The organism is Streptomyces sp. NPDC030165, assembly GCF_055573595.1.
The window spans coordinates 76,042-94,114 of record NZ_JBVIBD010000001.1 but is presented as its reverse complement, the minus strand read 5'-3'; the positions used below and the strand labels follow the sequence as shown (position 1 = coordinate 94,114).

At 72.7% G+C, this 18,073-nt stretch carries 15 protein-coding genes; 12 read left to right on the top strand and 3 right to left on the bottom strand.

Features of this window, described 5'->3' with window-relative positions:
- The first annotated feature begins 221 nt into the window (after window positions 1-221).
- The gene (locus ACZ4Z1_RS00365; protein ID WP_468484342.1) at window positions 222-1,769 is read left to right on the top strand and encodes an acyl-CoA synthetase; all 1,548 of its coding nucleotides are present in this window, start codon (window positions 222-224) and stop codon (window positions 1,767-1,769) included.
- A gap of 175 nt (window positions 1,770-1,944) precedes the next feature.
- Complete coding sequence (locus ACZ4Z1_RS00360; RefSeq protein ID WP_468484341.1) at window positions 1,945-2,739, top strand: VOC family protein; 795 nt, start codon at window positions 1,945-1,947, stop codon at window positions 2,737-2,739.
- A 309-nt stretch (window positions 2,740-3,048) separates the two neighbouring features.
- On the opposite strand, the gene paaK is transcribed toward ACZ4Z1_RS00360, so the two are convergent.
- A complete protein-coding gene (gene paaK, locus ACZ4Z1_RS00355; RefSeq protein ID WP_468484340.1) occupies window positions 3,049-4,413 on the bottom strand; it encodes a phenylacetate--CoA ligase PaaK in 1,365 nt (454 codons plus the stop codon).
- A gap of 119 nt (window positions 4,414-4,532) precedes the next feature.
- Between paaK and ACZ4Z1_RS00350 the strand changes: the two genes are divergently transcribed.
- The 6 genes from ACZ4Z1_RS00350 to ACZ4Z1_RS00325 all read left to right on the top strand — a co-directional run bounded on the left by ACZ4Z1_RS00350 (window position 4,533) and on the right by ACZ4Z1_RS00325 (window position 10,102).
- Entirely contained in the window at window positions 4,533-5,231 is a 699-nt protein-coding gene (locus tag ACZ4Z1_RS00350) for an alpha/beta fold hydrolase (RefSeq protein WP_468484339.1), read from the top strand.
- A 146-nt stretch (window positions 5,232-5,377) separates the two neighbouring features.
- Entirely contained in the window at window positions 5,378-5,623 is a 246-nt protein-coding gene (locus ACZ4Z1_RS00345; RefSeq protein WP_468484338.1) for a hypothetical protein, read from the top strand.
- 130 nt (window positions 5,624-5,753) lie between these two features.
- Entirely contained in the window at window positions 5,754-6,839 is a 1,086-nt protein-coding gene (locus ACZ4Z1_RS00340) for an RNA polymerase subunit sigma-70 (protein WP_468484337.1), read from the top strand.
- 109 nt (window positions 6,840-6,948) lie between these two features.
- On the top strand, window positions 6,949-7,401 hold the full coding sequence (locus tag ACZ4Z1_RS00335; protein ID WP_468484336.1) for a hypothetical protein: 453 nt from the start codon (window positions 6,949-6,951) through the stop codon (window positions 7,399-7,401).
- A gap of 199 nt (window positions 7,402-7,600) precedes the next feature.
- Window positions 7,601-9,259: an adenosine deaminase family protein gene (locus ACZ4Z1_RS00330; protein WP_468484335.1), complete on the top strand. Its 1,659-nt coding sequence runs from the start codon at window positions 7,601-7,603 to the stop codon at window positions 9,257-9,259.
- A 186-nt stretch (window positions 9,260-9,445) separates the two neighbouring features.
- Window positions 9,446-10,102, top strand: a complete 657-nt coding sequence (locus ACZ4Z1_RS00325) for a chorismate mutase (protein WP_468484334.1) — start codon at window positions 9,446-9,448, stop codon at window positions 10,100-10,102.
- A gap of 129 nt (window positions 10,103-10,231) precedes the next feature.
- On the opposite strand, the gene ACZ4Z1_RS00320 is transcribed toward ACZ4Z1_RS00325, so the two are convergent.
- Window positions 10,232-11,533 (bottom strand): cytochrome P450 family protein, encoded by a 1,302-nt coding sequence (locus tag ACZ4Z1_RS00320; RefSeq protein WP_468484333.1) that lies wholly within the window; start codon window positions 11,531-11,533, stop codon window positions 10,232-10,234.
- A gap of 379 nt (window positions 11,534-11,912) precedes the next feature.
- Window positions 11,913-13,607 carry an acyl-CoA synthetase gene (locus ACZ4Z1_RS00315; RefSeq protein ID WP_468484332.1) on the bottom strand — a complete coding sequence of 565 codons (1,695 nt, stop codon included), beginning with the start codon at window positions 13,605-13,607 and terminating at the stop codon, window positions 11,913-11,915.
- A gap of 246 nt (window positions 13,608-13,853) precedes the next feature.
- Between ACZ4Z1_RS00315 and ACZ4Z1_RS00310 the strand changes: the two genes are divergently transcribed.
- The 4 genes from ACZ4Z1_RS00310 to ACZ4Z1_RS00295 all read left to right on the top strand — a co-directional run bounded on the left by ACZ4Z1_RS00310 (window position 13,854) and on the right by ACZ4Z1_RS00295 (window position 17,999).
- Window positions 13,854-14,654 (top strand): crotonase/enoyl-CoA hydratase family protein, encoded by an 801-nt coding sequence (locus ACZ4Z1_RS00310; protein ID WP_468484331.1) that lies wholly within the window; start codon window positions 13,854-13,856, stop codon window positions 14,652-14,654.
- Between the two features lie 95 nt (window positions 14,655-14,749).
- The gene (locus ACZ4Z1_RS00305; protein ID WP_468484330.1) at window positions 14,750-15,730 is read left to right on the top strand and encodes a Zn-ribbon domain-containing OB-fold protein; all 981 of its coding nucleotides are present in this window, start codon (window positions 14,750-14,752) and stop codon (window positions 15,728-15,730) included.
- Window positions 15,730-16,806 (top strand): thiolase domain-containing protein, encoded by a 1,077-nt coding sequence (locus ACZ4Z1_RS00300; protein WP_468484329.1) that lies wholly within the window; start codon window positions 15,730-15,732, stop codon window positions 16,804-16,806. Before ACZ4Z1_RS00305 ends, ACZ4Z1_RS00300 begins: the two co-directional genes overlap by 1 nt.
- Entirely contained in the window at window positions 16,803-17,999 is a 1,197-nt protein-coding gene (locus tag ACZ4Z1_RS00295) for a thiolase domain-containing protein (RefSeq protein ID WP_468484328.1), read from the top strand. Before ACZ4Z1_RS00300 ends, ACZ4Z1_RS00295 begins: the two co-directional genes overlap by 4 nt.
- Window positions 18,000-18,073 lie beyond the last annotated feature (74 nt).

Sequence of the window (18,073 nt, the reverse complement as noted above, 5' to 3'; positions counted from 1 at the left end):
GTGACGTTTCTGATGTCCCCGGCCTGTCCGGCCGTTGCCGTGCGCGTCGCGTGTGCCAACTGGTGGGAATGTGAGGGGCGTTGAGGGTAACGGCGATCGATGGCCACAAGGCCGTACCGCCGGTTCTTTGGCTCGGAACATTCCGTCCTGTCCGTCCGGCCCGCCATCCCGTCCGGCCTGGCGCCCTTGACCCGCCCCGGGCCGGGGCACAGGATCACGGCATGACGGCAGTGCGGGCGAACACGGTCGACGCGGTCCTGCGGCGCAGCGCGCAGCGGACGCCCGAGCGCACGGCGGTGCGTTACGCCGACCGGTCCTGGACCTACCGCGAACTGGACGACGCGGTGACGGCTGCCATGTGCGCCCTGCTGGACGGCGGAGCGGTGCCCGGCGACCGGGTCGCGGCCTACGGCCACAACTCCGACGCGTACGTGATCGGCTTCCTGGCCTGCGCCCGCGCCGACCTGGTGCACGTACCCGTCAACCACCATCTCACCGGCGACGAACTGCGCTACATCATCGAGCAGTCGGGCAGCTCCCTCGTCCTCACCGACCCCGCGCTGGAACACCGGCTGCCGTCCGGCGTGCGCACCATGCCGCTGCGCGACGCCACCGGATCACTGCTGGAACGCGCGCAGGAGGGGCTGCCGGAGGGGACGATGATCCTGCAGACGGGCGGAACGGGCGGCCCGTACGGCTCGGGCTCCGACGACCTGGTCCAGCTCCTCTACACATCCGGCACGACCGGGCTGCCCAAGGGCGCGATGATGACGCACGGCGCGCTGGTCCACGCGTACGCGTCCGCGATCGCCGCCCTGGACCTCAAGGCGTCCGACCGGCCCGTGCACAGCCTGCCGCTCTACCACTCGGCGCAGCTGCACGTGTTCCTGATGCCGTACCTCGCCGTGGGCGCGGAGAACGTCATCCTCGACGCACCGGACCCGTACCGGATCTTCGAACTGGTGGAGGCGGGCCGGGCCGACAGCCTCTTCGCGCCGCCCACCGTGTGGATCGGCCTCTCCCAGCACCCCGGATTCGCCACCCGCGACCTCGGCGGCCTCCGCAAGGCGTACTACGGCGCCTCCGTCATGCCGGTACCCGTGCTGGAACGGCTGCGCGCCCGGCTGCCCGGCCTCGCCTTCTACAACTGCTTCGGGCAGAGCGAGATCGGCCCGCTGGCCACCGTGCTGGGACCGGACGAGCACGACGGGCGGATGGACTCGTGCGGCCGGCCGGTGCTGTTCGTGGAGGCGCGGGTGGTGGACGAACGCGGCTTCGACGTGCCCGACGGCACGCCCGGAGAGGTCGTCTACCGCTCGCCCCAGCTGTGCTCGGGCTACTGGGACGAACCGGCGGAGACCGCGGCGGCGTTCCGGGACGGCTGGTTCCACTCCGGGGACCTGGCGGTGCGGGACGCGGCGGGCTACTTCACCATCGTCGACCGGGTCAAGGACGTCATCAACTCGGGCGGCGTGCTCGTCGCCTCGCGGCAGGTCGAGGACGCGCTGTACGCGCACCCCGCGGTCGCCGAGGTGGCGGTGATCGGGCTGCCGGACGAGCGCTGGATCGAGGCGGTGACCGCCGTCGTCGTGCCCCGTACGAAAGCCGGGACGCCGGACGAGGCGGAGTTGATCGCGGCCGCTCGGGAACGGCTGGCCGGGTTCCAGGTGCCCAAGCGGGTGCTGTTCGTCGAGGCGCTGCCGCGCAACGCCAGCGGCAAGATCCTCAAGCGCGAACTCCGGGACCGGTTCCGCTCCGGCGGGGCCTGAAAGATCTTGCCCCGGGCGGTCGCGGAGGGCGATTGTCAGACCCCCCTGCCATGCTGAGAAGTGCCGGGGGAAAGCACCGACCGACACCGCGTGATCCCCGGTGACGAGGGCGTACGTGCTCGCTCGGCGGCCGCCCGCGTCGCGCCGCGACGACAGGACGCCGGAGGAGATCATCATGCTCACGAACCAGTACGTCCCGGGTGCGCCGAACTGGCTCGACCTGGGGGCTCCCGACATCGACGCGGCCGTCGCGTTCTACGGCGGCGTCTTCGGCTGGACGTTCCGGCCGGCCGGCCCCGACGCCGGCGGGTACGGCTTCTTCCAGCTCGACGGGCAGACCGTCGCCGGTGCCGGACCGCTGACCGAGGAGGGCGCGAGCCCGGCCTGGACCGTCCACTTCCACAGCCCGGACGTGGACGCCCTGGCCAAGACGGTCGAACAGGCCGGCGGCACGGTCCGCTTCGGCCCGTGCGACGTGTTCACCGCCGGCCGGCTGGCCGGGTTCACCGACCCGACCGGCGCCGAGTTCGCGGTCTGGCAGCCCGGCGACATCAAGGGGATGGAGGCGGTCAGCGTCTCGAACGCGGCATGCTGGACCGAGCTGTACACGACCGATGCGGCCGCCGCGAAGGACTTCTACCGCACGGTCTTCGCCTGGGAGACGCAGGACAACGAGATGGGCGAGAGCATGACCTACACGGTCGCCTCGCCCACCGGGACCGACCCGTCCGGCGACGCCGGCCACTCGGGCATCATGCAGCTGACTTCCGACTACGTCGCCGCGGGCTCGACATCGGAGTGGCACCCGTACTTCGGCGTCGACGACTGCGACGCGACAACCGCCGCATCCACCGAACGCGGCGCCACAGTCGTCGTCCCGCCGTCGGACGCCGAGGGCATAGGCAGGCTGGCCATGCTGCTGGATCCGTTCGGGGCGCCGTATGCGCTGATCACGCCGAGTTCTCGGTAGGGAGGGAGAGGAAGCGGGGGGGGGAGGGGGAGAGGGGGCAAGGGGAGCTGAGGCATGGGGCCGCGGTGTGGGTGGTGAGCACGGGGGCCTGCTCTGCGGCCGTAGCCGAGCCGCGGCTGCGGCTGTCGCTGCGGCCGAGGTTGCGGCTGGAGCCTGGGCCGGGGGCAGGACAGGGCTGGGGGCTACTACCTGTGCCCGGGGTCACTCGTACCTTCCCCCCGGCTCTGCGGGGGGGGGAGGGGGGAGGAGAAGGGGGCCTCGCAGGGGACGTGCGGAAGTCCCGGCATTCCGTACGGGGGCCGGTGCGTCTCAGGTGCGGGTGTCGACGATGCGTTTCAGTTTGCCCAGGGAGCGTTCCAGGGTTTCCGGGGGGACGATTTCCACGGCGACCGAGACGCCGATGCCGTCCTTGACGCCGCGGGCGATCCCGGCGATGGCGGCTGTGCGCTCCTCCGGGGTGGCGCCCGGGCGGGCTTCCGCGCGTACGGTCAGGTGGTCCATGCGGCCTTCGCGGGTCAGACGCAGCTGGAAGTGCGGTGCGACGCCCGGTGTGCGCAGCACGATCTCCTCGACCTGGGCGGGGAAGAGGTTCACGCCGCGCAGGATGATCATGTCGTCGCAGCGGCCGGTGACCTTCTCCATCCGGCGGAAGGCGGGGCAGGCGGTGCCGGGCAGCAGCCGGGTCAGGTCCCGGGTGCGGTAGCGGACCACCGGCAGGGCCTCCTTGGTCAGCGAGGTGAACACCAGCTCGCCGTGCTCACCGTCCGGCAGCGGGTCGCCGGTGACCGGGTCCACCACCTCCGGGTAGAAGTGGTCCTCCCAGATGTGCAGCCCGTCCTTGGTCTCCACGCACTCCTGGGCGACGCCGGGGCCCATGACCTCCGAGAGGCCGTAGATGTCGACCGCGTCGATCGCGAAGCGCTCCTCGATCTCGCGGCGCATCTCCTCCGTCCACGGTTCCGCGCCGAATATCCCGGTCCTCAGGGAGGTGGTCCGCGGATCGACGCCCTGCCGTTCGAACTCGTCGAGGAGGGTGAGCATGTAGGACGGCGTGACCATGATGATCTCGGGCCGGAAGTCCCGGATGATCTGCACCTGTCGCGCGGTCATGCCTCCGGAGGCCGGGACGACCGTACAGCCGAGCCGTTCGGCACCGTAGTGCGCGCCGAGACCGCCGGTGAACAGGCCGTACCCGTACGCGATATGGACCTTGTGGCCGGGCCGGCCGCCCGCCGCGTGGATCGAGCGGGCGACGACGTCGGCCCAGACGGACAGATCGTGTCCGGTGTAGCCGACGACCGTGGGGCGGCCCGTCGTGCCGCTGGAGGCGTGGATACGGCGGATCTCGTCCTGCGGGACGGCGAACATGCCGAAGGGGTAGTTGGCCCGCAGGTCGTCCTTGACGGTGAAGGGGAAGCGGGTCAGGTCCGCGAGCGACCGGCAGTCGTCGGGGTGGACTCCGGCCTGGTCGAAGGACTGCCGGTAGAAGGGGACGTTCGCGTACGCATGGTGCAACGAGGCGCGCAGCCGTTCCAGTTGCCGGGCCCGCAGCTCGTCGGTGGACAGGCGCCGTACCGCCTCGACTGCGCCGGTGACCGTGTCCGCGTCCAAGTGCGGGCCGGTCCTACCCGAGACCCCGCCCGTTCCCGTACCCGAACTCCGCGCATCCGGCATGTGTGTCACCGTTCCGTGTCCCGACCGATCATTCGGTAGCTGGCTGCGGTCCAAGTAATCAGCGGGCGGCGAACGCGTCAAGGGGCGTGACGAAGTCCTTCGCGGGTAGCTTCGAGCGCATGAGCGACGTTCAGAAAGTGCAGGTCGGTGACGTCCGCCTGGCATACCGGTGCTGGGGCGACGCGGACGCGCCCCCGGCGGTGCTGCTGCACTGCCTCGGCGAGGACGGTGAGGACTGGCGCGGCGTGGTCGGCCAGCTCGCCACCACCCATCGGGTGTACGCGCTGGACCTCCGGGGGCACGGCCACAGTGACTGGCCGGGGGAGTACGGCTTCGAGCGGTGGCGTGACGACGTGGCCGGCTTCCTCCGGGAGCTGCGGCTGGGCCCCGTGGCGCTCATCGGTCACTCCCTCGGCGCGGTCACCGCGCTGCTGCTGGCTGCCGACCGCCCGGAGCTGGTGGAACGCCTGGTGCTGGAGGAGGCCGCCCCGCCCGTCCCGGCGTCACCGCCGCAGGAGGTCCCGGACCCGCCGCCGGGGCCGCCGGCTTTCGACTGGCAGGCCAAGGTGGCCGTGGTGGCGCAGCGCAACGCGCCGGACCCCGTGTGGTGGGACAGCCTGGCGAAGATCACCGCACCGACCCTGGTGATCGCCGGCGGCCCCACCAGTCACATCCCGCAGCAGCAGCTCCAGGACATGGCCGAACGCATCCCGGACTGCCGTCTGGTCACGGTCGAGGGTGCGGGCCATCTCGTGCACGAGGAGCGCCCCTTGGAGTTCCTCGGTGCGGTGCGGACGTTCCTCGTGCCCAATCCGTAGGGCCTCCTGGATTTCGGGGCCGTACGGAGCCGTACGGAGCTACGGAGCCGTACGGAGGGGGTGGGCGCGCCCACGTACGGCCCAATGCCGCCGCGGTGCTCCTTTCCCGTGGTGCGCTGACCGCGCAAACCCTCGAAAGGAACATCATGCGTACATCACTTCGTATGACCATCCGTGCGGCGCTCGGTCTTCTGGCAGCCGTGGCCCTGTCCGGCGCGGTGCTGCCCGCCGTGGCTCACGCCGACTCGGACGACGGGGCGTCGGGCGGGCGCCCCGCCTCCGGTAGCCACGGCAGGGTCGAACTGCCTTCGAAGGGCGGGTTCCTGTTCCCGGTCGACGGCCTCACCAAGAACGCCAACGTCGGCGTCACCAGCGTGTCGGACCGTGACTGATCGGGGCTGATTGAGCGGTCTGGTCAAGCCCCGCACCGACGCCGCCGTCTGCCCGGCCCTACCGTTTCCGACCGGGCGGGCGGCGGTACGGACACGGTGTGGGCACGGTGCGGTACGAGGAGGGGGCGGCGTGCGGGGGCAGAGGGCCGGAGGGGTGCCAGGAGTGGACGAGCGGGCGGAGGCCGCGGTCCGTGCGGGGGACGAGGAGGCGTTCGCGCGTCTCGCCGAGCGCTACCGGCACGAACTGCGCGTGCACTGCTACCGGATGCTCGGTTCCTTCGCCGACGCGGAGGACCTCGTGCAGGAGGCGCTGCTACGGGCGTGGCGCAAGAGGGCGGGATTCGAGGGGCGGGCGACGTTCCGGGCCTGGCTGTACCGGATCGCCACCAACGCCTGCCTGGACGCGCTGGCCAGTCCCGCGCGCAGCCGGGAGATCGCAGTGGCGGTCGACAGCGCAGGCGCACCGGCACGTTCCGCGCCGGCCGAGGTCACCTGGTTGCAGCCTTACCCGGACGCCCTGCTGGACCTGGCCGCACCGGCCGGCAGCGGTCCGGAAGCCGCGGCGATCGCCAGGGAGACCATCGAACTGGCCTTCTTGGCGGCGATCCAGCACCTGCCGCCCCGGCAGCGGGCAGTACTGATCCTGCGCGATGTCGTGGGCCTGCCCGCCGCGGAGACGGCCGGGATGCTCGAACTGAGCGTCGCCGCGGTCAAGAGCGCGCTGCAACGCGCCCGCGCCACACTGCGCGAGCGGCTGCCCGAGCGGCGCGCCGATTGGGGGCGGGGGGACACCGGGCCCACCGAGGCCGAACGTGCGCTCCTCCAGCGGTTCGTCGCGGCCTCGCGGGCGGCCGATGTCACCGCGCTGGCCGCCCTGTTGCGCGAGGACGCCCGGCAGACCATGCCGCCCGCCCACCTGGTCTTCGACGGGCGTGCGGCCATCATCGGCATGTGGCGTGCGGTGCTGGAGGGCGAGCAGGCGTGGGGTGACTGGTACGCCGTACCGCTCGCCGTGAACCGGCAGCCGGCCGCCGTGAACTACGTACGGCTGCCCGGGGCGCCGTCGTACACCGCGGTCAACATCGACGTGCTGCGCGTCGAGGACGGCCGGATCGCCGAGATCACCACCTTCGCGCCGGACCTGCTGCCGGCCCTCGGTCTGGCTTCCGCCCTGACGCCCGACGACCTCCGGAACGGCACCGCGGGCCGAGAGTGACGCAGGTCACCTCCGGTCACCGATTCCTTTCCGGGAGCCCGCCGGTCGTATGGGCAGTGCGGCGCCCCGGCCGCACGCGGACAGGTACGGGACGAACGGAGGGACTGTCGTGACGGAACAGCAGCCCGAGGCCGCCGAAGTGGCGCGGTTGGACGAGGGGATCAGGGAACTGGAGCGGCTCGTGGGCCGTTGGAGGGTCGAGGGCGGGGCGACCGGCACGGTCACCTACCGGCGTCTCGACGGAGGGTTCTTCCTGGTGCAGGAGGTCGAGCTGGAGCAGTACGGCCGGCAGATCACCGGTATTGAGGTGATCGGCAGGGAGAAGCCCTTCGGAGCGCGAGTTCCGGGAGACGACATCGCGTCGCGTTTCTATGACAACGAGGGCCACACCTTCGACTACGTGTACGAGGTGGCGGGCGACACCCTGACCATCTGGGGCGGCGAGAAGGGCTCGCCCGCGTACTTCCGGGGCACCTTCGCCGCGGACGGCAACACCCTCGTCGGCGCCTGGGTCTACCCGGGCGGAGGCGGTTACGAGTCCACGATGACCCGGGTCGGCTGACCGTCTGCCGTGGCCGGGGCGGGCCTTCACCCCGGCCACCGCAACGCGTCGACTCGCTCCGCACGAGCGTTCCGTGTGGCTCTTCCGTACGGCCGTTCCGTATGGCCGTTCCGCGCGTAGGCGGGATCTTGTTCACCCAAGGGGACGCAGCCCCGCCTGCCGTCGCCGGCCGGCCCGCCGGAATCGCCAGGATGAGCCGGTGATCACTACCCCTCGCCATCGCCGACGGCACCGCCGGTCCGTCCCGCTCGTACTGGGTACGGGCGTTCTGGCCGTGCTGTCGCTGCTGCCCTCCTCCGCGCTCGCCGCGCCACCGGCCCCGGAGGCCACCGTCTCGGATCCGGCTGACCCGGAGGCGGCCTTCCCGCAGGCGGTCACCGCCCCCACCGGCGCCGAACGGCGGGTCTCCGCCTACCTCGACGGGATCAGGAAGCGGCCCGCCGCGCTGCGCGCCTTCTTCCGCGGCCTGCCCAAGGGCGGCGACCTGCACAATCACCTGTCCGGCGCGGCCTCCACCGAACTGCTGATCAAGCTGGCCGGGGACGACGGCCTGTGCATCGAGACCAGGACGATGACCGCCAAGCCCGCCCCGTGCGGGCCGGGGACGCGTCCGGCGGTGCAGGCCCGTAAGGACCGCGCCTTCCACCGGCAGATCCTGCGGGCCTGGTCGATGCAGGACTTCTCGTCGGCGTCCGGTGAGTCCGGGCACGACCACTTCTTCGCGGCCTTCGGGAAGTTCGGTGAGGTCAGCTGGCGCCATGGCGGCAAGCTGCTGGCCGACGTGGCGAACACCGCGGCGCGGCAGAACCAGTTCTACCTGGAGACGATGCTGACGCCCGCCTCCGGCGGCAGCAAGAAGCTGGCCGAGCAGGTCGGCTACCACGCGGACCTGCGCCGGATGCACCAACTGCTGGTCGCAGGCGGCAAACTGGACAGGCTCGTACGCGACGCGGGCCGGGAGATCGACAAGGGCAACGCGGAGTTCCGCAAGGCGGCGGGCTGTGACACCGGCAGGCCGGGGCCCGGCTGCCGGATGACCGTCCGTTACATCTCGCAGGTCTCGCGCGGCAGTACGCCCGAGCGGGTCTTCACCCAGATGGCGCTCGGTATGCGCCTCGCCGAACGCGACCCCCGGTACGTCGCGGTGAACCTCGTACAGCCGGAGGACGAGAAGAACGCGCTGCGCAACTACCGGCTCCACATGCGGATGCTGGACTACCTGCACGGCGTCTACCCGCGCGCCCACATCACCCTGCACGCCGGTGAACTCGTGCCCGGCCTGGTCAAGCCCGAGGACCTGCGCTTCCACATCAACGAGGCGGTACGCACCGGGCACGCGGAGCGCATCGGCCACGGCGTCGACGTGGCGCACGAGGACAACGCGCCCGCCCTCCTGCGCACCATGGCCCGGCGCGGCATCGCGGTGGAGGTGCCGTTCACCAGCAACCGGCAGATCCTCGGGGTCTCCGGCGCCGACCACCCGTTCCCGCTCTACCGGCGCTACGGCGTACCGGTGGTGCTCGCCACCGACGACCCCGGGATCTCGCGCAGCAACATCGGCAACGAGTACCGGTACGCGGCCGTCACCTACGGATTGCGGTACCGGGAACTGAAGGACCTGGCGCGCGCTTCCCTGGAGCACGCCTTCCTCCCTGGGCGCGGCCTGTGGGGCGACCGGAGTATCGGGCAGCGCGCGTACGAACTGGCGCGCCCGTGCCGTATGGAACGCCCGGGGGTGCGTGAGCCGCGCGCGGCCTGCACGCGGTTCCTCGCCAAGAACCTGAAGGCGGCCCTGGAGTGGCGGCAAGAGGTGGCTTTCGCTCGCTTCGAGCACCGCATTCTGCACGCGCGGCGCTGAGCGGGACGAGACGCAAGGGATGCAAAGGATGCTAGGGATGCAAGGGAGGTAAGAAGCGGAAGGGGCGGGGCGGCACGGTACGGGAGCGAGAGCGGTCCCTCGCTCCCGTACCGGTGCCCCTTCCCGTATCGTTCGGGGCGGCCGGCGACGACCAGCGAGCGGCCGGAAGGGCTGAGGGTGGCACTGGTGATACGGAACGCGCGAACTCCCTTGCGCCGGCTGCTGACCTCGGCCGCCGCCACGACTGTCCTCCTCACCGCCACGCCGACGACGGCGACAGCCCATCCCGTGTCGCCCACGGCCCACCGCGCGTCGGGTACGGCCCACCGCGCCCCCGCCACCGCCCCCGCGATGTGGGACACGGCCGCGCTGCGCCCCCTCGCCGTCCTGTCCGCCCGCCGCCTCGCCGCCGCCGACCTGGTGGCCGCCGCCAAGTGGGGCACCGGCAGCCCCGTCGACGATCCGGCACGCGAGCAGAAAGTACTGGACACGGTCGCGCGGCAGGCGGCCGAACTCGGCACCGACCCGCGGCGGACCGCGCGGATCTTCCGGGACCAGATCGAGGCCAACAAGACCGTGCAGCGCGGACTGCACCGCCGGTGGGCCGCCGACCCCGCGCAGGCACCGGCCGAGCGGCCGGACCTCGGCGAAGTGCGTCAGGAGATCAACCGGGTCAACGACGCGCTGGTACGGGCGATCGCCACGTCCGGGGAGGCGCGGACGTCACCGCGCTGCGTCCCGTCGCTGGCGGGCGCCGCCGCGCGCGTACGACAGGAACGGCACCTGGACGTCCTGCACACGGTGGCGCTGGCGCGTTCCGTACGGTCCGTGTGCGGCAGGTAGAGACGGGCTCCGGCGCCAACGCTACGACCGGCCGCAACCCTACGACCGGCCGCAACGCCAGAACCGGCCCCGATCCCGGCCACGATCCCGACCCCCGGCCCCGGCGTCACGACCGGAACCGGCCCGCCGTCATGAACCGTCCGGCGGCCGCTGCGGACGCGCCGCCCGCCGTCCCTCCCGCGACGCCGTCGGCAGCACCCGCAGCTCGTCGAACCCGTTGAAGACCAGGGACGGACGCCGGGCGGGCGGCCGTTCCGGATCGTGCAGGGCGAGGCCCGGGAAGCGGGCGAAGAGCGCGGGCAGGGCGACGGCCGCTTCCAGCCGGGCGAGCGGCGCGCCGAGGCAGTGGTGGATGCCGTGCCCGAAGGTGAGGTGGCGGGTGGGGTGCCGGGTGATGTCGAAACGCCCGGCCGTGGGCCCGTGCTGCCGCGGATCGCGGCCGAACGCGGTGTACGAGAGCATCACCGGATCGCCCGCGCGGACGGTCCGGCCGGCCACGTCCACGTCGCACAGCGCGTAGCGGAACGGGAAGTGGGCGACCGGCGGATCCCAGCGCAGCGCCTCTTCGACCACCGCGCTCCAGGGCACCTGCCCGCTGCGCGCCAAGGCGAGCTGGCCGGGGTGGGTGAGCAGCGCGTGTACGGCGTTGACCAGCAGGTTCACGGTGGTCTCGTGTCCGGCCACGATCATCAGCAGGAGCGTGTCGACGAGTTCGGCCGCGCTGAGCGTGTGGGTGCCGGGAGCCACCAGCGCACTCGTCAGGTCGTCCCCGGGCCGTTCGCGTTTCTCGCCGAGGAGGCCGGCGAGCGCGGCGCGCAGCTCGCGGTGGACCGCCAGCGCCTCGGACGGGTCCGCCGGGGCGCCGAACAGCGCCCCGCACAGCGACCGCAGCCGGTCGCGGCGGCTGTCGGGCACGCCGAACAGCTCGCAGATGACCCGTATCGGCAGCGGATGGGCGTAACGGGCACGCAACTCGACCGGCTCTCCCGGCAGGACCTCGGCGAGGCCGTCCAGCAGTTCCCCGGACAGCTCCTCGATGCGCGGCCTGAGCTGTTCCACGCGACGCGCGGTGAACGCGCGGGCCAGCGGGGCGCGGAGCCGGGTGTGGTCGCCCGCCGTCGCGGTGGTCATGTTGGCGACGGTCAGCAGCGGCGCCAGCGGCCAGGAGCGCGGGATCTCACCGCTGCGCCAGGCGCGCCAGGTGCCGATGTCCTTGACGAAGCGGCTGTCGGCCAGCACCGCGCGCCCGGCCTGATGGTGGGTCACCAGCCAGGCCGACACGCCGCCGGGCAGCAGTACGGGCACCACCGGGCCCGCCGCGCACAGTGCGGCCGTGCCGGAGCGGGGGTCGTGCGCAGCGGGGTCGAGCCGTACCGGGTTGCCGTACGGACCGGAGGGGGCGCCGCCGAGCTCCACGCCGTCGAAGTCCATGCTTCAGGTTAGAACCGCCGCCGGGCCCCTTCCCACCCTTGGCGCGGGCCCCGGCTTGCTGCATTCGGGGGGCGCGGCGTGTGCCAAGCGGGTGAAGGGACGGGACCGGTTGTCGACCCGGCGCGGGGTGCGGGCAACCGTGCGGATGTCCCCTTCCTCCCACTCAGGAGAACGTCCTCATGCCGAAGATTCTCGCCGTCATACCCCGGCCCGGCGCGGCGCACACCGGTTCCCCGGTGTGTGGGCCGCGCCGCCACCACCGCCGTACCGCCTGAACCAGCCGGTCAGGGGCTCCGGCCGCCGTCGGGGCGGCGGCCGGAACCCGGCCCGTACGGTGCGGAGCCGTGTCCGGCAGCCCGCGCCCCGTGATCCCCGTGCTTCAGGAAGCACCCGATCCGGAAGCGCCTACTCCGGAAGTACCCGCCTCCGAAACAACCACTCCGGAAGCCCCGGCCCCCGAAGCCACCGCCTTCGCCCACCGGTAGTCCGCCTTGCCGCTCGGGGAGCGCTGGATGTGCCCGGTGAAGACGACCGACCGCGGGATCTTGTAACCGGCCAGCCGCGTGCGGCAGTGGTCCTGCACCGCCTCCAGGCCCAGCGGCGCGGCTCCGTCCCGGAGCTGCACCACCGCGGCGACCCGGCTGCCCCACCGCTCGTCCGGCACCCCGGCCACCAGCGCGTCATACACGTCCGGATGAGCCTTCAGCGCCTGCTCGACCTCTTCCGGGTACACCTTCTCGCCGCCCGAGTTGATGCACTGCGAGCCCCGGCCGAGGACGGTGACGATGCCCGCCTCGTCGACGGTTGCCATGTCGCCCAGCAGCACCCACCGCTCGCCGTCCGCCTCGAAGAACGTCTCGGCGGTCTTGCGCGGGTCGTTGTAGTAACCGAGCGGTACGTGCCCGCGCAGCGCGAGCCGCCCCACCTCGCCCGCCGCGACCCGGGCGTGTACGGGGGAGGCCGGGTCGACCACCGCGGTGTGCGCGTTGACACGTAACCGGAAGCCCCGGCCGGGGCCCGAGTCCTCGGTGGCGGTGCCGTTGAAGCCGGACTCGGAGGAGCCGAAGTTGTTGAGCAGCAGGGCGCCCGGCACGAGGGCGGCGAACTGGGCCCGTACGGTCTCCGAGAGGACCGCCCCGGAGCTGCTGACGCTGAACAGCGAGGAGCAGTCGGTGCCCTTGAGCGGGCCCGCCAGCGCGTCCACGAGTGGGCGCAGCATCGCGTCGCCGACCAGCGAGACGCTGGTCACCTTCTCGCGTTCGATGGTGCGCAGCACCTCCTCCGGGACGAACTTGCGGTGCAGGACCACCTTCTGGCCGAAGTGGAAGGCGATGAAGGCGGTGAGGGTGGAGGTGCCGTGCATCAGCGGGGGTGTGGGGAAGAAGACGAGCCCGTCCCCGCCGGCGGCGACGCGTTCGGCCAGCTCCTCGGGGCGCCGTACGGGTTCGCCGGTCGGCGCGCCGCCGCCCATGCCGGAGAAGAAGATGTCCTCGTGCCGCCAGAGGACGCCCTTGGGCATCCCGGTGGTGCCGCCGGTGTAGATGACGAGCCGGTCGTTGCCGGAGCGCGGGGCGAAGTCGCGGTCAGGTGATCCGGACGCTTCGGCGTCCGTGAACGGCACCGGCGCGACGGCGGGCTCCGGGGCGTCCGCGGGCGGCGTGCCCACCCGTACGAGGTGGCAGAGCCGCTCCGTGCGTGGCAGGGCGGCCGCGACCCGGCCGGTGAACTCCGCGTCGAAGACCAGCGCGACGAGGTCGGCGTCCCGGTAGAGGTAGGCCAGCTCGTCCTCGACGTAGCGGTAGTTCACGTTGACCGGGACGGCGCGGATCTTCAGGCAGGCGTACAGGGTCTGGAGGTACTCGACGCCGTTGTAGAGGTGCAGGCCGACGTGGGAGCCGGGGGCGACGCCGTGGTCGCGCAGGTGGTGGGCGAGGCGGGTGGCGGCGCGGTCCAGCTCCGCGTACGTGAGCCGGCGCTCCGCGCCCGTACCCGGGTGGTCGAGGAAGACCAGCGCCTCGCGTCCGGGAACCGTGTCGGCGACCGACTCGAACAGATCGGCGAGGTTGTATTCCACGTCTCCTCCAGAACGGGCGGCGGCGTCGGCTCGCGGTCATTAGAGCGCCGCGCGCCGTACGGGGGAAGGGGCCCGGCAACCAAAACTGACTGAGTGTCAGGAAACTCTTGAAGTCGGCCCCGGGCTACTGCAACCTGTTCTACGTTCCGGGCGGACGGGCGCCGGCCGGGCGGCGACGTACGGGCACGGCTCGCGAGCGACCCGGCCGGCACCGCACGGCTCGCGACCGTACGGACAGGAGGACGCATGGGCGGGACCGAACACCTCACCGTGGCACGCGACGGCGCGACCCTGGTGCTCACCCTCGACCGGCCGGAGGCGAAGAACGCGCTCTCCCTGCCGATGCTGGTGGGCCTGTACGACGGCTGGACCGCGGCCGACGAGGACGACACCGTGCGCTCGGTCGTACTCACCGGCGCGGGCGGCGCCTTCTGCGCCGGCATGGACCTCAAGGCGCTGGCCGGCCGGGGCATGGACGGCGAGCAGTACCGCGAGCGCCTGAAGGCCGACCCCGACCTGCACTGGAAGGCGATGCTGCGCCACCACCGCCCGCGCAAGCCGGTCATCGCCGCCGTCGAAGGGCCGTGCGTCGCCGGCGGCACGGAGATCCTCCAGGGCACCGACATCCGGGTGGCCGGGCGGAGCGCCACGTTCGGGCTCTACGAGGTACGGCGCGGACTGTTCCCCATCGGCGGATCGACGGTCCGGCTGCCCCGCCAGATCCCGCGCACCCACGCCCTGGAGATGCTGCTCACCGGGCGCCCCTACACCGCGGAGGAGGCCGCGCGCATCGGGCTGATCGGCCGCGTCGTGCCGGACGGCGACGCGCTCGGCACGGCCCTGGAGATCGCCGCACAGATCAACGCGTGCGGCCCGCTCGCCGTCGAGGCGGTCAAGGCGTCCGTCTACGAGACCGCCGCGATGACCGAGGAGGACGGGCTGAAGGCAGAACTGGAACGCGGCTGGCCGGTCTTCGACACGGCCGACGCCAAGGAAGGCGCCCGGGCCTTCGCCGAGAAACGCCCGCCCGTCTTCCGGCGCGCCTGACGGCCGGCGTGCCTGCCCGCTGCCGCGCCTCACGGCCGGCCGCATCCGACCCCGGCCCTGGCCGCGCCCGACCCGTACGGAAGCGAGGAGCCCGAATGCCCCCGACCTCCCGCACCCCCGACGTGCTGTCGGCCCCGCTCGTCGTCGAGTTCCCCTTCACCCGGTCCCTCGGACCCGTGCAGAGCGCTTTCCTCACCGGACTGCGCGAGCGGGTCGTCCTGGGCGTCCGGACCGTCGACGGCCGGGTGCTGGTCCCGCCCGTCGAGTACGACCCGGCCACCGCCGAGGAACTGCGCGACCTGGTCGAGGTCGGCGCCACCGGCACCGTCACCACCTGGGCCTGGAACCCGGCACCCCGCCGCAACCAGCCCCTGGACACGCCGTTCGCCTGGGCACTGGTCCGCCTCGACGGAGCGGACACGGCGCTGCTGCACGCCCTGGACGCACCCGGGCCGGAGGCCGTGCACACCGGGATGCGGGTGCGTGTCCGATGGGCGGGAGAGCGCACCGGAGCCATCACCGACATCGCGTGCTTCGAGCCGTACGAGTCCGCCGGGCCGTACGAGGGCGCCGCGACGGCGGAAGCCGCCCCCCACAGCGGCGAGTTCACCGACCCCGTCACCGGCATCACCGCCCCCGCCCGCCTCGACTACACCTACTCACCCGGCCGTGCCCAGTCCCGCTACCTCGCCGCCCTCGCCGGGCACCGGACCGTCGGCGAGCGCTGCCCGTCCTGCCGGAAGGTGTACGTACCGCCCCGCGGCGCCTGCCCCACCTGCGGCGTGGCCACCCGGGACCAGGTCGAGGTCGGCCCCAAGGGCACCGTCACCACCTTCTGCATCGTCAACATCAAAGCGAAGAACCTCGACATCGACGTGCCGTACGTCTACGCGCACATCGCCCTGGACGGCGCGGACCTGGCCCTGCACGCGCGCATCGGCGGCATCCCGTACGACGAGGTACGCATGGGCCTGCGGGTGGAGCCGGTGTGGCGCGGTGACGGCCGCTACCCGGACCACTACCGGCCCACCGGCGAACCCGACGCCGACTACGACAGCTACAAGGAGCTGGTCTGATGCCCGCGAGCCACGAACCGGCCGGGCCCCCGCGCGAGATCGCGGTCGTCGCCTTCGCGCAGAGCGACCACACCCGCGACACCGCCGAGGTCTCCGAGGCCGAGCTGCTGCTGCCGGTGCTCCAGGACGCCCTGGGCCAGGCCGGACTGCGGGCCGGGGAGATCGACTTCACCTGCTCGGGGTCGTCGGACTACCTCGCCGGGCGGGCCTTCTCCTTCACCATGGCGCTGGACAGCGTCGGTGCCTGGCCGCCCATCGCCGAGTCGCACGTCGAGACGGACGGTGCCTGGGCGCTGTACGAGGCGTGGGTCAAGCTGCTGACCGGTGACGCCGAGACGGCGCTCGTGTACGCGTACGGCAAGTCCTCGCCCGGCGAGGTCCGCGACGTGCTGACCCGCCAGCTCGACCCGTACCACCTCGCGCCTCTGTGGCCCGACTCCGTTTCCCTGGCCGCCCTCCAGGCCCAGGCCCTCATCGACGCGGGCGACACGGACGAGGCGGCGCTGGCCGGGGTCGCGGCACGCAGCCGCGCCGACGCGGCGGAAAACCCGCACGCCCAGCTCAGCGGCACCGTGCGGCACGGCCCTTACGTCGTCCGGCCGCTGCGCACCGGCGACTGCCCGCCCGTCACCGACGGCGCCGCCGCCGTGGTCCTCGCGGCCGGCGACACCGCGCGGCGGCTGTGCGACCGGCCCGCCTGGATCCGCGGCATGGACCACCGCATCGAGGCCCACGGGCTCGGCGTACGGGACCTCACCGACTCGCCCTCCACCCGGCTGGCCGCGGAACGCGCCGGGGCCTTCGAACGGCCGGTGGACACCGCCGAACTGCACGCGCCCTTCACCTCGCAGGAGGTGGTGCTCCGCAAGGCGCTGCGGCTGGACGACGCGGTACGCGTCAATCCGTCCGGCGGCGCGCTCGCCGCGAACCCCATGATGGCCACCGGCCTGATCCGGATCGGCGAGGCCGCGCTGCGCATCCGGCGCGGCGCGTCGCGGCGGGCGCTGGCCCACGCCACCTCGGGGCCCTGCCTCCAGCAGAACCTGGTCGCCGTACTCGAAGGGGAGCCGCGATGAGCAAGGCCGGAGCGTCCCGGGCCGCAGCCTCCAAAGAGCCCGTCGCCGTCGTCGGCATCGGCCAGACCCGGCACGTCGCCGCGCGCCGCGACGTCTCCCTGGCCGGGCTCGTCCGCGAGGCGGCCCGACGCGCCTTCGACGACGCCGAGCTGACCTGGCGGGACATCGACGCGGTGGTCATCGGCAAGGCCCCCGACTTCTTCGAGGGCGTCATGATGCCCGAGCTGTACCTCGCCGACGCGCTCGGCGCCGTCGGCAAACCCATGCTGCGCGTGCACACCGCCGGCTCCGTCGGCGGCTCCACCACCCTGGTCGCGGCCGACCTCGTCGCCGCCCGGGTGCACCGCACCGTCCTGACCCTGGCCTTCGAAAAACAGTCCGAGTCCAACGCGATGTGGGGGCTGTCGCTGCCGGTGCCGTTCCAGCAGCCGCTGCTGGCCGGTGCGGGCGGCTTCTTCGCCCCGCATGTACGCGCGTACATGCGGCGTACGGGCGCGCCCGCCACGGTCGGCTCCCTGGTCGCCTACAAGGACCGCCGCAACGCGCTGAAGAACCCGTACGCCCACCTCCACGAGCACGACATCACGCTGGAGAAGGTCCAGGCGTCCCCGATGCTCTGGGACCCGGTCCGCTACTCCGAGACCTGCCCGTCCTCCGACGGCGCCTGCGCGATGATCCTGACCGACCGCGCGGGCGCGCGACGGGCGCCCCGGCCCGCCGCCTGGGTGCACGGCGGGGCGATGCGCAGCGAACCGACCCTCTTCGCCGGCAAGGACTTCGTCTCCCCGCAGGCGGGCAAGGACTGCGCGGCGGCGGTGTACCGGCAGGCCGGGATCACCGACCCGCGCCGGGAGATCGACGCGGTCGAGATGTACGTGCCCTTCAGCTGGTACGAGCCGATGTGGCTGGAGAACCTGGGCTTCGCCGCGCCGGGCGAGGGCTGGAAGCTCACCGAGTCCGGCGCCACGGAACTCGACGGCGACCTGCCCGTCAACCCCTCCGGTGGGGTGCTGTCCGCCAACCCCATCGGCGCCTCCGGCATGATCCGCTTCGCCGAGGCGGCGCTCCAGGTACGCGGGCAGGCGCGGGAACACCAGGTCCCCGGCGTGCGCCGGGCCCTGGGCCACGCTTACGGAGGCGGCTCCCAGTTCTTCTCGATGTGGCTCGTGGGCGCCGAACCGCCCGCCACTTGAGGCGCGCCCTGTCCGACACCGGGCGGGGTGACTAGGCTGACCGCGACGCCGAACCGGGAGGAGCAGCGACGTGG

What these genes read in the sequence shown, in the direction of transcription:
- ACZ4Z1_RS00365 (WP_468484342.1), top strand. Translation starts at nt 222, where the DNA reads ATGACGGCAGTGCGGGCGAACACGGTCGACGCGGTCCTGCGGCGCAGC.
- ACZ4Z1_RS00360 (WP_468484341.1), top strand. Translation starts at nt 1,945, where the DNA reads ATGCTCACGAACCAGTACGTCCCGGGTGCGCCGAACTGGCTCGACCTG.
- paaK (WP_468484340.1), bottom strand. Translation starts at nt 4,413, where the DNA reads ATGCCGGATGCGCGGAGTTCGGGTACGGGAACGGGCGGGGTCTCGGGT.
- ACZ4Z1_RS00350 (WP_468484339.1), top strand. Translation starts at nt 4,533, where the DNA reads ATGAGCGACGTTCAGAAAGTGCAGGTCGGTGACGTCCGCCTGGCATAC.
- ACZ4Z1_RS00345 (WP_468484338.1), top strand. Translation starts at nt 5,378, where the DNA reads ATGCGTACATCACTTCGTATGACCATCCGTGCGGCGCTCGGTCTTCTG.
- ACZ4Z1_RS00320 (WP_468484333.1), bottom strand. Translation starts at nt 11,533, where the DNA reads ATGGACTTCGACGGCGTGGAGCTCGGCGGCGCCCCCTCCGGTCCGTAC.
- ACZ4Z1_RS00310 (WP_468484331.1), top strand. Translation starts at nt 13,854, where the DNA reads ATGGGCGGGACCGAACACCTCACCGTGGCACGCGACGGCGCGACCCTG.
- ACZ4Z1_RS00305 (WP_468484330.1), top strand. Translation starts at nt 14,750, where the DNA reads ATGCCCCCGACCTCCCGCACCCCCGACGTGCTGTCGGCCCCGCTCGTC.
- ACZ4Z1_RS00300 (WP_468484329.1), top strand. Translation starts at nt 15,730, where the DNA reads ATGCCCGCGAGCCACGAACCGGCCGGGCCCCCGCGCGAGATCGCGGTC.
- ACZ4Z1_RS00295 (WP_468484328.1), top strand. Translation starts at nt 16,803, where the DNA reads ATGAGCAAGGCCGGAGCGTCCCGGGCCGCAGCCTCCAAAGAGCCCGTC.